The organism is Micromonospora sp. NPDC049201, from assembly GCF_055586805.1.
Map to the genome: position 1 here is coordinate 263,062 of NZ_JBVJHM010000006.1, position 13,192 is coordinate 276,253.

10 protein-coding genes and 1 pseudogene are annotated in these 13,192 nt (G+C 66.5%); 6 read left to right on the forward strand and 5 right to left on the reverse strand.

The features are described 5' to 3' along the window. Nucleotides 1-5: 5 nt before the first annotated feature. Genes ACZ6O5_RS15385 through ACZ6O5_RS15395 form a run of 3 tightly spaced genes read right to left on the reverse strand, consistent with a single transcriptional unit; the run spans nt 6 to nt 2,787 of the window. Nucleotides 6-881: a hypothetical protein gene (locus tag ACZ6O5_RS15385; RefSeq protein ID WP_465977587.1), complete on the reverse strand. Its 876-nt coding sequence runs from the start codon at nt 879-881 to the stop codon at nt 6-8. After that, the gene (locus ACZ6O5_RS15390) at nt 878-2,332 is read right to left on the reverse strand and encodes a PrsW family intramembrane metalloprotease (protein WP_465977588.1); all 1,455 of its coding nucleotides are present in this window, start codon (nt 2,330-2,332) and stop codon (nt 878-880) included. Before ACZ6O5_RS15390 ends, ACZ6O5_RS15385 begins: the two co-directional genes overlap by 4 nt. Further along, nucleotides 2,329-2,787: a hypothetical protein gene (locus ACZ6O5_RS15395; protein ID WP_465977590.1), complete on the reverse strand. Its 459-nt coding sequence runs from the start codon at nt 2,785-2,787 to the stop codon at nt 2,329-2,331. Before ACZ6O5_RS15395 ends, ACZ6O5_RS15390 begins: the two co-directional genes overlap by 4 nt. Nucleotides 2,788-3,457: 670 nt before the next feature. On the opposite strand from ACZ6O5_RS15395, the gene ACZ6O5_RS15400 reads away from it, so the two are divergent. Further along, nucleotides 3,458-3,904, forward strand: a complete 447-nt coding sequence (locus ACZ6O5_RS15400) for a GNAT family N-acetyltransferase (RefSeq protein ID WP_465977592.1) — start codon at nt 3,458-3,460, stop codon at nt 3,902-3,904. Between the two features lie 1,415 nt (nt 3,905-5,319). Here the strand turns inward: ACZ6O5_RS15400 and ACZ6O5_RS15405 are convergent. Beyond that, nucleotides 5,320-5,712 carry a DUF4279 domain-containing protein gene (locus ACZ6O5_RS15405; protein ID WP_465977594.1) on the reverse strand — a complete coding sequence of 131 codons (393 nt, stop codon included), beginning with the start codon at nt 5,710-5,712 and terminating at the stop codon, nt 5,320-5,322. Nucleotides 5,713-6,016: 304 nt separating this feature from the next. After that, nucleotides 6,017-6,589: a hypothetical protein gene (locus tag ACZ6O5_RS15410; RefSeq protein WP_465977596.1), complete on the reverse strand. Its 573-nt coding sequence runs from the start codon at nt 6,587-6,589 to the stop codon at nt 6,017-6,019. 265 nt (nt 6,590-6,854) lie between these two features. Here ACZ6O5_RS15410 and ACZ6O5_RS15415 point away from each other — a divergent pair, with 265 nt between their 5' ends. The 5 genes and pseudogenes from ACZ6O5_RS15415 to ACZ6O5_RS15435 form a co-directional block, all read left to right on the forward strand. Beyond that, complete coding sequence (locus ACZ6O5_RS15415; RefSeq protein WP_465977598.1) at nt 6,855-7,238, forward strand: PadR family transcriptional regulator; 384 nt, start codon at nt 6,855-6,857, stop codon at nt 7,236-7,238. After that, on the forward strand, nt 7,235-8,131 hold the full coding sequence (locus ACZ6O5_RS15420) for a hypothetical protein (RefSeq protein WP_465977600.1): 897 nt from the start codon (nt 7,235-7,237) through the stop codon (nt 8,129-8,131). Before ACZ6O5_RS15415 ends, ACZ6O5_RS15420 begins: the two co-directional genes overlap by 4 nt. A 415-nt stretch (nt 8,132-8,546) precedes the next feature. After that, a pseudogene (locus tag ACZ6O5_RS15425) lies at nt 8,547-9,535 on the forward strand (IS481 family transposase). A gap of 630 nt (nt 9,536-10,165) precedes the next feature. Beyond that, nucleotides 10,166-10,555 carry a hypothetical protein gene (locus ACZ6O5_RS15430; protein ID WP_465977602.1) on the forward strand — a complete coding sequence of 130 codons (390 nt, stop codon included), beginning with the start codon at nt 10,166-10,168 and terminating at the stop codon, nt 10,553-10,555. A gap of 984 nt (nt 10,556-11,539) precedes the next feature. Beyond that, on the forward strand, nt 11,540-13,192 hold a 1,653-nt coding region (locus tag ACZ6O5_RS15435), incomplete at its 3' end, for an FG-GAP repeat domain-containing protein (protein ID WP_465977604.1).

Genomic DNA, 13,192 nt, shown 5'->3' on the forward strand with positions numbered 1-13,192 from the left:
GACCGCTAGGCGCGGTTCAGCCAGGGCATGAAGTGCTGGATCGAGTACTCCTGCGTGTCCACCACGGTGCCCGTCAGTGGATCGTAGGCTTCGATCAGGATCTTCTGGGGCAGCCGACCCGTCTTCAGCTCGTACGCCTTGACGTACCTGATGATCTGGTGTTGGTCCTTCAGCACCGGACGGCCGATCGGCTTGTGATCCATGATCTCGTCGCGCGTGAGGCTCAACCCGTCCGGCCGGGACTTCATCAGCGGTGAGTCGGGCATGGGTTCGCCCGTGGTGAGGTCGTAGCGTTTCGGCAGCATGATCACGTCGCCGGCGGCGTCCGTCAGCACGGTGTCGACCTGATCCCACCTGCCGGAGGCGATGTCCGCAGCCTTCAGTTTGGAGTGGACCCGGGTGCCGAGCTGGTTGGCGATCGTCGATCCGGAGACCGGGTTGGCGCCTCGGTCCGTCGGTTTGAGCTGGTATTCGCGCCGTTGCGGGTTGTAGTAGTAGGAATCCGGGTTGCCGCGAGCCCGCGCGGGGACCTGGGCGCCTGCGGCCAGCCGGTCTCCGATGGACTGGCCGCCCGACGGCAGGTCACGGCCGATCGCATCGAGGACGTTGAAGTTCTGCTGGAGCGCCCGCACCATGTCGGTCGCCGACATCGCGCCACGGGCATAGCTGAGTAGTGACCAGATCACGGCCGCGCCGGCCGCCGTCGTGAGGAGGGCAGCGGCCCCGATCGCCGGTGCCGCGCCGCCGCAGCCGCCCGGGCTCGGCTCGCCGTTCTGGTAGGTGATCGTGCAGGCGAGGGCGGGAGAGGGCAGGAAGAGCAGGACCGTCAGCGCGACCAGCAAACCGGTCGCCGCCCGGCGGAGCAAACCGTTGCCGCTCATGCCGGCACCGCCCGCTGGGATTCTCCCGCGATGACTGTCGACTGGACCTCCTGTTTGCGGCGCAGCACGAGGCCGCGCAGGGTCTCGTCGTCCGGCGCATGCGGGTCGACCTCGGCGCGCGCCCGGTGCCACAACTGCGTACCCAGCTCCAGTTGAGCCGCATGCAGCCGACTCACCGCCCGGTACGCCGCCGGCCCGTACCGTCGTAGCGTGGCTATTCGCAGCCACAGTCGCCGGGCGGGATCGAGCAGGATCGGCACCTCCGCCTCGGTGACCGCCGTCCCGCCGGAGCCGGCCTCGGCACCAAGCTCGGCGGCCAGCCCGGCCCGTTGGCTGCGCAGACCCCGATGCAGCAGGGCGAGGTAGAAGACGACGAACGGACCCTGGAGCACCACCAGGGGAAGCAGTTGCGCGATGAGAATGTCCGGTGCCGAGCCGGCCGCGAACCAGTGCAGCGGGTGCTGGGAGAGCCACCGCAGCAGTGTGTCGTTGGCGAAGTGGGCGCCGGCAGCCCCGACGTAGCCCGCCGCGATGGCGAGCCGTCGCTGAAGAGGATCGGCGAGCTGCCGGGCGACCCCGAAGCCGGCGCCGATCGCGGCGGTGAAGGCGACGTGGGCGGCCATGATCCCGGCGGACTGGCGGATGTAGAACTGAAACTCGGCTGCGGCGCCGTTCGCCGCCGACATGTACTCGATGCTCTCGGTGAAGTTGAAACCGAGCCCGACGGCGGCCCCGAGCACGATGCCGGAGACCACACCGTCGAAATGCCGCCGGAGGAGCAGATAGACGAGCATGACCCCGGCGCCCTTGCCGAGTTCCTCGCCGACGCCAGCGCTCACGAAGGTGATCGTGTAGACCTTGTTCATCGTGACGAGCGCGTTGACGCTGCCGTAGTAGGAAGGGCCCCACTCCAACACCGAGGTGTTCATCGCGGCCCCGAATCCGACCGCGATCGTGGCACCCCAGGCGAACAGGGCCAGCGGCAGCCAGCCCGGCATCCGCCGGTAGCGCTGCATCCGGACCACCGCCCAGAGCGCAAAAGCGCTGCTCGGTACGCAGACCAGCGCGTAGCCCAGGTGTCCGAAGACGGTGGCGAGCGGGTAGACGACGAATGGCGCCAGCAGCACGCCGGCGATAACCAGGCGCACGGTCGCGGGCGCCACCGGTCGGGTCCGCCGGGTGAGCCACCAGCCGACGAGCAGCAGGATGGCCACCGCCCAACTGACCAGCACCAACCAGAACACGACCCGGGGTAGGGCGGGCCAGAACGGCAGGAAGAAGCCGATCGCCGGATCGGTCGGGATCAGTTTTGGCCGAAGGAGGTCGATCAGCATCTGCACCGCGTAGAGCGCGGAGAACAGCAGAGCCACCAGCAGCGGAGGTCGGGTGTCGAACGTCAATCGGGGCCGCCGGATGGCCGGCGCCGTCGTCGTCGTGGTGAGGGCGGTCATCGCACACCTCCGGCGGCGTTCGGTGCCGGAGGCAGTGCGGGCAGCGAGGGCAGGTCACCCGGGAACGAGGGCAGGCTCGGGAAGCCCGATGGCAGGTTGGGCGCACCGGAGCGCGAGGGCAGGTCGCCGGGGAACGAGGGCAGGGACGGGAACCCGGACGGCAGGTTCGGCGCACCGGGGCCAGGGCTGCCACCCGGGAAGGGCGGCAGCGACGGGAGCCCGGGCACGCCGGGAAGTTGCGACAGATCGGTCGGCGCATGGTTGGCGGCCACCACACCGAGCACTGCCAGTACGAGCCCCATGGCTGCCGGCAGCAGCATGAGCCGGAAGTGCGGGCGTCGTTCAAAACCGGGCCGCTCGGCGGCGCCCGGCGGTTCGACAGGTGACACGTGAACCCCCGCGTTCGGATAGCGGGCAGCACCGCGCGTGACAGGATGCGAGCCCTCCGCGTTCATCAGTCATCGCGAAGGTATCGAACGGTCGCCGCTTCCGCTGTCCCGTTTCGGCGTGCAGGGGTCGAGGGTCGTAACAGCGATGAATTTCGTTGCGGTGTTCGATCCGTACTCCCGTACCCCCGATCTGTCGACTTTGTTGCACACAGGAGGCAAGCGTGAAGCTTCTTCTCACGTCCGCGGGCGTCACGAACCCGAGCACCGCGAGGCGCTGGTCGACCTGCTGGGCAAGCCGATCGCCGAAGCCAATGCCCTCTGCATCCCTACGGCGGTCCACCCCATGGGCGGGCCAGCCTCTGCCTGGCGCTTCATCACCGGTGAGACGCCGCTACCCATGTGCGGCCTGGGGCGGTCGTACAGGAGATCAGCTGGTACCACCCGCCCGTCCGGATACGCCTCACGACGCGTGCCGCGGACCTGCGCGAGCTCAGCTGGCCGTGCGGATGCTGCGGCCAGCGCACGATCCTCAGCCCCGGCGGCGACGGCGTCTCTGTCGATGTGCGCGGCAGCGAGGGATCGGGGTGTGCGTCGTTCACCGCGCACCGGTCCTGCCTGGCCGACCGCCTCAACCCGGACTTCAACGGCGACCGGGAGCGCCGAATGCGGGGCATCCATCACGTCGTCCGGTCATGCCGGTGCTCCGTCTGGCACTTGATGCAGGCAAGGTGGATCGATGGTGATCGTGAGACGGTTCGACAACGCCGATGCCTCTGCCGTCGCGGCCCTCATCGAACGCTGCCTGCGTCAGGTCAACAGTCGTGACTATCCGAGCGAGGTGATCGGGCGGATGTGCGACCATTTCACCGAACATCGCATCAAAGAACTCGCCACACAACGGCAGATGTTCGTCGCCGAAGCAAACGGGATCACCGGCACCGTCTCCCGTGACGGCAACAAGGTCTACACCATGTTCGTGCACTCCCGGGCCGCCGGTCACGGCATAGGACGGCTCCTCATGCGCCACATCGAGGCGCTGGCCCTGATCGACGGCTACGACCACATGGAAACCGGCGCGAGTATCACAGCGCACGACTTCTACCGCCGGCTCGGCTACATCGACGTCCGCACCACCGAGACAGACTTTGGCTTCAACTACATCCTGCGCCGCGATCTGCCCTGAGGGGGAAACGGCCACCAAGCCGGACGGCGGGTGCGCGCTCATGCCACGTCGAGGGGTTCGGAGGTACGGTCGATTGTCGTCGGCTTCGGTGCAGGTGGCATGACGGGCGTCGCCTGTCAGTTGACGTACTGATCGCAGTCGAGCCACAGGTTAAGGCCAGCCAGCCAGCCGCCGCATCGTCGCCGCGGTGAGGTGAAAAGCGGGAGTCGTCACCAGGAGGTCGCCGGCTCTGTCTCGTCCGGAGCGCATCTCGACCACGACGTTGATCCCCGCCCGGACTCCCCGCACCTGCTGGGCGTGCGCCAGCCCTTCGGCGTGAGGCTCGATGACAGCGAGCAACTCCCTGAGAAGTAGCCGTGTCGTTCTCATCCCGCTGCGGCGCGTCGACGTACCAGCCGCTCGATCTGTGCACGCGCGACCCCAAGGCTTCGCCGCGCCTGTGAACCCGCGTGGGCTCCAGCCCGACCAGCAACGTCCGGGTTTTAGTCGGCCCGCTCGCCTGATTGTGGTTGGGCGACCGCCGCGGCCGGATGTGCATTGACCTCCCCAGAATGTGTCCCGGTCGGCGCCCGGATTGACAGGCGTCGTGTGTTGGCGGTTGACGGCGAGCTCTACCTTGGGTGCCATCGGCTCTGCCCATACTTCCGCTGGAGTGCTGATGTCGTTGCCCGCTGGACAGGGATCTCGGGCGTCAAGCCTACGGGCGTTCGTGGCCGCGATTCTTGCCGTCGTTGGTGCGATCAGTTGCATCCTCGGCTTCGTCCGCAGCGTACGGGATGTAGAGCGGTTCTCCGCCGAGATTGGGGACTGTCTAGCCGGGGCGGCGGTAGAGGACACGCGCATCGTCGCCTGTGACGATCCGACTGCGCGCAGGCGAGTGGTGTACCGCGAGATAAGGCCGAGTCCGGTGACAGAGAAGATCCTCAATGAGACGTGCTCCGGCGCTCCGACAGCCGACGACGTCCTCTGGAAGACTTTCGAGGACGGCCAAGTGCTGATCCTGTGCCTAGAAACCTTGAAACCATAACCCGCCCGAGTGATCACCTCGCTCGCCTCTGGAGCCACGAGGACGGGCTAACGCCTGCCCTGTCTGGCTGCCGACTCAGTCTGATCACCGACGTCGATAATCGATCAATAGTGCAAGCGCGAGAACGGGCCGCCGCTTTCGTGGAAGGTCGCCGAATCCCGTTCGCCGAGGGCTGATCGACGACGGCTTGCCGCTGACTGGCCGGTCCCGGTGCTGCCGCAGCGGACAGTCGCGATCGCCGCAGGGCGCCGTAGGTGGTCCGCCTGGCCGGCGCCCGCACATGCCGCTGACCGGGCGCGCGTTCGGTCACCTCGGCGTTACCGCTGTCGAGCACCATCCTGATCAAGAACGCCCCTGCCAGCGCTCGCGGCCTTGCTGATGTGACCGCTCAGTCGGTGTCGCTGTCATAGATGTCGAGCACCAACGCTATGCCGATCCTGGCGAGGCGGGACAAGATGTGCGGTTCGAGCCAGACCATGTTCCCCGTCGGTTTCGCCGTGACGAAGCATGACCAGGAAATGTTGCCTCCTGACTCTTCGACCTGCCGAAGAGTGGGGGCCAGCGGTTCGATGAGGGAAAGAAGCGCCTCCAGGTGCGCGGCCGGTTCCTCGTCGTCGTTGAGCGGGCTGGCCAGGGCCCATGTCGTGTGTCTGCGGCGGTCCGCATGGGGCCTGCTCAGAGATACAGGGTCGCCCTGCTTGGTGACCTGCGTAGGCCGCAGGCCCAGCCGTCGGCTGATCTCTTCCGCGGTGAGTGATTCGCTTTCAATGATGAACGTCACTCGACTCCGCGCTTTCATCCGAGCATTCTGTCAGTCCGCCTCGCCGGAGTCGGGGTCCCCCGTCACTCCGCCACCGGGTCCGCGCCGGCAACCGACAGTGCGGCGTGCTCTTTCGCCGCTGACAAGGCACGGCATTCCTGAGCACGTCCGGTTGACGAGGGGGCCGTGGGAACGGGTCGGCAGCGACTGAGCCTCACGGTCGCTGGCCCGGGCGCTGACGCCTGCCAGGGCCGCCCAGGTAAGCGGCCGCGGTCTGATCCGGGCGGGTGACCGCGACCGGCCCGCCGCCCGGGACCGGCCCTCGTCAGCGCGGGTGGTAGACGACCGCGCGGCTGACACCCCAGACCGGGCGGACCGTCGCGGCGATGCGGCCGCGGTCTTCGAGGTCGACGACCTCGCCGTCCGTGCTGACTCCGGCGAGGCTGAGGTCGTGCAGGACGCCGCGTCGCCACAGCGTCGGGCGGGCGCTTCTGTCGGTGGCCTGGGAGCTGGCCAGGATCTCGCCGCGGTTGTTGATCGTCCGCAGTTGGGTGGAGCTGCCGCTGAGGGTGCCGACGTCCAGAGCGCGGCCGTGCCGCCAGAGGATGCCGCGCTCGAACTGCTCGGCCGAGAACTGCCAGCCGATCACCCAGCCGTGGTCGTTGAGGGCGTACGTGGTTGCTGCGGTCGAAGGGGCCGGCGCCGAGGTCGGTGACCCGGCCACTGTGCCACAGGGCGGCGTAGAAGCCGCCCGGCACATACACCCCGGCGGAGACCTGCCGCGCTCGTTGACGTCGGACACCTCGCCGAGGGCCAAGGGCCGGGCACGGCCGTTCGTCCACAGGACGGGGCCTGCGTCGGTGCGGCCGAGGACCTGGCCGCGGTTGTTGATCGCCACTGGGGCCACCTACTGGCGCTGCCCGAGGCGGCGCTGACTGGCAAGCCTGTGCGAGAGACGCCTATCACTGTGTTGCCCGCAGCGCCTGACCTGTGACGTGTCCACGTTGTTCTCGAAGCGACCGAGAAAGGCGGGCCTCATCAGCACGGTGGCAGCGATGGCCACGATCCACCCTCGCCGCCATCAACTAGTGGTGGTGACCGACTTTCGACACAGGCCCCAGGTCGCCTTGGCTGAATACTCATGCTGCTTGTATATTCAGCTCATGCGATCGACCTCGCGTCCCGCGCTGCGGGAACCGTCGTACTTCGTTCTTGCTGCCCTGCTCGGCGGCCCGCTCCACGGCTATGCCGTGATCAAGCGGGTCACCGAGCTGTCGGATGGACGGGTGACCCTCGCCGCCGGCTCGCTCTACTCGGTGATCGACCGGCTGCTCGGCGAGGGCCTCGTCACCGCCGACGGTGAGGAGATCGTCAACGGGCGTGCCCGTCGCTACTACCGGCTCACCGACGAGGGCTACCGCCTGCTCGCCGAAGAGGCCGACCGGCTCGCCCGGGCCGCCCGGGTGGTCATGGACCGCCTGGCGCACCGGGGCTCACCACAGGGAAGCACCCGTCAACCTTCTACCGCGAGGATCCGACCAGCATGAGTTCCGATGTTCTGGAGAAGCGCTACCGGATGCTGCTGCGGGCCTATCCGGCCGGCTACCGGCGCGAACGCGCCGACGAACTGATCGACACGCTTATCGGTGACGAACCGACCACCCGCCGCTGGCCCCGCCTTCGGGAGGCGACCTCGCTGATCCGGGGTGCCCTACGGGTGCACGGCGGCAGCACCGCGCCCCGACCCACGGCCGTGCTGCTCTGGCAGGGCATCCACCTGGGCGCCATGGCGGTGCTGGCGCTTGGTGCGCTCATCGGCCTCGACGACCTGATCGAGGCGTTCCAGTTCGGTGGACTCGCGGATCCCCTGACCGTCCTCCGGGACCAGGGCGTCTACGAACTCATGGTCGGCGCGGCGCTGGTGGCGCTCGTCGCGGGCCGTACCCGCATGGCTGCCGTCCTGGTGGTGGCCGCGGCAGTGGTGCCGACCGTGATTTCCCCGTACCTCTTCCTCAACGGACTGCCACAGTGGTGGGCGCCGGTCGTCGCCACGCCCCTGATCGTGGCGTGCCTGCGGCGTCCGGCGGACGTGCCGCCGGCGCCCCGGGCCAACGCCGTCCTGGTCACCGCCGGCATGCTCGCCCTGCACCTGATCTCCGCGGACGGCCTCCGCATGGTCGACACGGGCAGCCGGATCGTCGCCGCCGCAATGGTGATCGCCGGGGCGGCCGCCTTCCTCTGGGGGGCGACGGCCGACCAGCGCCTGCTGATCGCCATCGCGCCGACCCTCCTGCTGGGCACGCTCCACCAACTGGGCAACACCGAGTCGGCGGGGGAACTGCTGCGCCGGCCCGACGCCCTGCCGTCGCTTGTGGTCGCGGTCTTCATGGCGGTCGGCGCGGTCGTTTCGACCCGGCTTCGGCAGCGCACCCGCGCCTGACCAGCCGACGGACGGTTTGTCGTCGTCGTGGCGCGTCGCCCTCACGGCGTAGGCCGCCGGGGCCTGCCCCGCTTCGAGGCCGTGGGTGGAACGCCATCGGTGTGTCGGCGCGTCGTTGACACCCGTGGCGTTCCACTCGTGCTGCATTCGGGCGATGGGTGGAACGGTATGGATGTGTCGGGGCGTTGATGACGCCCATAGCGTCCCAGTCGTGGCTGTACTGCTCGCGGGCTAGGTCGCTGGTAGCTGTAGCAGCCGGGCGGTCGCCACGGCCTGGACGGGGCTTTAACCGTTCACGGCTCGTCTAGGTGTTCTGCCCATGGACGTTGGTGTCAGGGCTGGGATCTTGAAATAGGTGAGGACCTCCGGGTGAGGTGGAGCTTGTCGAAGGTTCCGCATCACCCGGGAGGTCCTCGTGCCCCACGCTAACGCATCCCTGACAGAGCGTGGCCGGCTGCGCTTGGCGCCCTGTGTGGTTGACGATCGGTGGCCGTTGCGGCGAGCCGCGGAACGCTTCCAGGTCAGCGTGAACACCGCGAAGCGGTGGGCTGACCGCTACCGCGCCGAGGGCGTCGCGGGCATGGCTGACCGGTCCAGCCGCTCGCACCGGTCCCCGAACCGGACCCGCCCACCGGTGGAGCGCAAGGTGCTGCACGTACGGGTGAAGAAGCGGTGGGGGCCAGCCCGGATCGCCGGGCGGCTGGACATCGCGACGTCGACGTGCCACGCGATCCTGCGCCGTGCCGGGGTCGCCCGGTTGGCTCATCTGGATCGCGGCACCGGCCGTCCGGTCCGCCGCTACGAACACGCCAACCCCGGCGACCTGGTCCACGTCGACATCAAGAAACTCGGCAACATCCCCGACGGCGGTGGCTGGCGCACCCAAGGCCGGCGACGAGGCAAACTCAACCGCACCGCCACACCCGGACACACCACTGACCGCTGGGGCGGCGCCAGGCTCGGATACGCGTTCCTGCACACCGCCCTGGACGACCACTCCCGCCTGGCCTACACCGAAATCCTCACCGACGAGACCCGCGAGACCGCCACCGCCTTCTGGCAACGGGCGCAAGCCTGGTTCGCCGCTCACGGCATCACCGTGCGACGGGTCATCACCGACAACGGCAGCTGCTACCGCTCCCGACTCTGGCGCGACACCCTCACCAGCGCCGGGATCAGCGTGAAGAAACCCGCCCCTACCACCCACAAACCAACGGCAAGGTCGAACGTTTCCACCGCACCCTGGCCGACGAATGGGCCTACGCCAAGCCATACACCTCAGAGACCGCCCGACGAGCCGCCTTGCCCGCATGGCTGCACCACTACAACAATCACCGCAGCCACACCGCACTCGGCGGCCCACCCGCCAGCCGCGTCCCCAACCTCTCTGGGCAGAACATCTAGGGCCGTTTCGGAAGTTGATCCCCGGGCTCGTCTCCGTCGATGGTCTTACGGTGGGTCGTGGTGATCTGACCGATGAGCAGTGGGCGATGTTTAGAGCCGCTGTTGCCCGGGTGGATGGAGCGCGGGCGGCCAGCGACGATCGTGACTGTCGGGGCCGACGCGTGCCCGGAGGGTGATCCCGCCGCTGGCAGTCACGTTCCATAAGGATCTGATTAACGTTTCTTACCGGCACTCGAGCTGCCGCCGACCGGGAGGAATTGTTAAGATCTGTGGATGGAGTCGGCGGCAGGCTGAGAAAGGAGCAGAAAGTCGTATCGGGCCGGGCAACAAGAATCCCCGGCTGGGGACGGGTCGTGTGCCATCTTCAGCACCGATGAATGCGAGAGCGACTGGGAGTGGGTGCGTCCCTGATGTCGCAAGGTGGAACGCCGACAGATATGTTCGCGCGGCTCCGCGCTATATGTTTCCCGACGTTGCCCGACGCTGTGTACTGACCGCGAATTGCGCTGCACAGCCCTCAACGTCCGGGAGTGTCGTGTCTTCCTAGCCGATCCTGCTTGCCTTGGCAGGAAACCCCGCACTGCTCCCCGAGCACGTCGATGTCCTCTTGGCTTTGAAGGATCCGGCGTTGTGGGGAAGTTGGCGCGGGAACAGCGTTTGACGTCAGCCCAGACGAACTTGCTTGCCGGAAGCGGACAGCGCGACATCCTGCTGGCGCTGATCGAGTCGGGGAACCTGGCGGTGGAGCGAATGTCAGGCGAGGATCCATGGGCACTGCTCGCTGCCATCGACCGGGCCGACGCACCCGACGACCTGCTGCCCAGGCTCGCCTCCTGGCCGGACACCGCAGTGCGACTGGCGCTGGGCGCCCACGCGTCGGAGCGACTGGACGTTGCCCAGTTCCTTCTGATCGAGCTGACGTCCCACCCGGACCCCGAGGTGATCCTGGAACTCACGCAGAATCCGAGCCTTCCCGCAGTAGCCGCTCAGCGCATTGCTGGAACCATCGCGATCAACTGACCGAGCGCTCAGGCGTCATCACCACGTACTCGCAGGCTGCCCGCCCGTGGAGTGCGAATCCGGACTATCGTGGACGCCGGGGAAGGCCGTACTGGGCCGCTCAGCGGATTAGCGAATCCGGCGTGGGCCGGTGCGATCGCGTGCCAGCGGGACGTGGCCGCATCCGGTACTCGGCGGCGAGCATCAACGACTTCGCCTGGCGCGCCCGCCTGAGCGTGCGCAACAACACCTGCCCGCGCTGCGTGGCTGCGGCGGCTGCCAGATCTCGGTTGCCCCGTGGCGGCAAGCATCGGCGGATCCACGGCCAGCCCCGTCAACTCTGCGTCGCCGAGCTTGACCAGCAGCGCGGCGCTGATCTGATACGCCTCCACCAACGACGTTCGGCTCCATTCCAGGGCCTCGGCGTGGGTGTGCTCCGTATCGGTGAGCAGGTCCGGTGCCAGCCCACTACCTGCGGGTAGCGGGGGGTACTGGAACATCGTCCACACGTACGCCACATCCCGCAGCATGCGATCCACTGGCACCACCAGGCCGCCTCCTGGCTTGCCCAACGGATCTCGTAGCGGGTACAACGGCCTTGCGCGGACGGTGATGGATCCGACATATGCACTCGCGGCGGCAGGATCCGATCCGACACGAGGCTGTGGCCGGCTAGCACATCGGTGCTCTCTTGCAGGATCGTTAGCAATCGCTTCTATTCTCCCGCAAGATCGAGGCCAGCGCATGGAGGGCCCAGAAAAGAACCGATCCAGACATGAGAATGATGGCGATTGCATTCATCGGGAACCTTAGGCCTAAGAGCCCGTAGTCCAAGTTGCCCGCGCAAACGAATAGAATTACGCCGAGCAGTGCCATGCCAAACGCTATCTTGCCTAGCGGGTAGGTGAAGTTACGTCTTTCGCTTTGCATGCAGTTCTGCCTTCCTCTTCCCTCTTCCAACTTCGAGCCAGCAGTACGTCCGCATTTTTGTCTATAAGTCCTGCCATGTTCCACCGCACCCCACCGCGCCTTACCTTCTGCTACGGTCTCAAACATCTCTTCGATGGAAGGAAATGCGTGCGTCGCACAACATTAAGCATTATCGCAGGTGCACTCTTCCTGTGGGGCCCCGGGGTAGCAATCGACGCCGCACCAGCAGTGGCGGCGCCCGCAAAGTGCATCCGCAAGGGACCTAATGCCGACAAGCCCATCACTGAGAAGTCGCTCGGGAACGCGTCGTCGTCGCTCCTCTCCCGCGGCGAAGGCGAAGCGGCGGCGGACAAGGTATTCCTTGAGGAGTTCTGCCTAATCCCGGTTGCCAGAAGTGCGAGCAAGCCCACGGCTTCACCACGAAGTTCAGCCGCGACTCTTGATGACCAGGGTGGCGTAGGCGCGTCGGATGTCAGCTGGTCTACAAGTTTGTGGTATGAGCCGACAAATAGCCGCTATTACGCCAGAGGTGAATGGTCTTGGTTGAACCACGATTATGCCGCAGATGCTTGGAGGGGATGCATCAACAGAAGCCTTGGCGGACCGGACGCGATTGGGTTGGCGTTGAGTGGCGGTGAATATCAGATCAACTCTGGATCGTCGCAACTATGGTACTGGGGCGACCCCGGCCTTAATGGAATGCGGGACAACTATGGCATTGGCTCCATCACCAGCCCATCCGGCACCACTGCGGCGAATCAGTATGGTATCGCGTATCAAAGACAAGATTACACGCGGGCTCTAAGCGCTAGCTGCGACAACGACGTCGACTTCGATATGTACGGCGGCATGATTCTAATGTCGTTCACAAGGCTGACGGACTCTTGTTCAAGAACGCAAATATTCGTCAAGAACGGTCACAGCTGGTCTCAAACCGGCATTAATAGCCTGAGCGTGGGGCCCTTTAGCGTCGGAATCGGTTGGACCAGTTCGGACAGCCGTCATGAGTGGGAACACGCGGGCGCAACTGGGACTGTCTGCGGATCCGGGTCGAGTGGTGGCGGCGGCGGTGACGGCGGCGGCGACGGTGGCGGCGGCGACGGTGGCGGGGGCACTCCTCCGCCTGTTCCTAATGATTTCGACGGCGACAGGAATGTGGATATAATTGCCCGCCACTCTCAGACGAAAGACCTTCACCTATTTCAGGGCAACGGCAGCGGCGGATTCAAGCCCGGCACCGGCAACGCGTTCAGTAACGACTGGAGTCGCTACGACACCATCCTCTCTCCAGGAGACTTCGACGGCGACGGGAAATCCGACGTCATTGCCCGTCACGCCGCCAGTAAAGACCTGTACCTCTTCTCCGGCCTTGGCAGTGGTGGATTCAAGCCTGGCACCGGGACCGCGTTCAGTAACGACTGGAGTCGGTACGACACCGTCGTCTCTCCAGGAGACTTCGACGGCGACGGGAAATCCGATGTCATTGCCCGTCACGCCGTGAGTAAGGATCTGTACCTTTTCTCGGGCAACGGGAGTGGTGGATTCAAGCCTGGCACCGGGACCGCGTTCAGTAACGACTGGAGTCGGTACGACACCGTCGTCTCTCCAGGAGACTTCGACGGCGACGGAAATTCCGATGTCATTGCCCGTCACGCCGTGAGTAAGGATCTGTACCTTTTCTCGGGCAACGGGAGTGGTGGATTCAAGCCTGGCACCGGGACCGCGTTC

Excerpts from the sequence above, each read along its gene's own strand:
- ACZ6O5_RS15420 (WP_465977600.1), top strand. The coding sequence starts at position 7,235 with ATGAGTTCCGATGTTCTGGAGAAGCGCTACCGGATGCTGCTGCGGGCC.
- ACZ6O5_RS15390 (WP_465977588.1), bottom strand. The coding sequence starts at position 2,332 with ATGACCGCCCTCACCACGACGACGACGGCGCCGGCCATCCGGCGGCCC.
- ACZ6O5_RS15415 (WP_465977598.1), top strand. The coding sequence starts at position 6,855 with ATGCGATCGACCTCGCGTCCCGCGCTGCGGGAACCGTCGTACTTCGTT.
- ACZ6O5_RS15385 (WP_465977587.1), bottom strand. The coding sequence starts at position 881 with ATGAGCGGCAACGGTTTGCTCCGCCGGGCGGCGACCGGTTTGCTGGTC.
- ACZ6O5_RS15395 (WP_465977590.1), bottom strand. The coding sequence starts at position 2,787 with ATGAACGCGGAGGGCTCGCATCCTGTCACGCGCGGTGCTGCCCGCTAT.
- ACZ6O5_RS15400 (WP_465977592.1), top strand. The coding sequence starts at position 3,458 with ATGGTGATCGTGAGACGGTTCGACAACGCCGATGCCTCTGCCGTCGCG.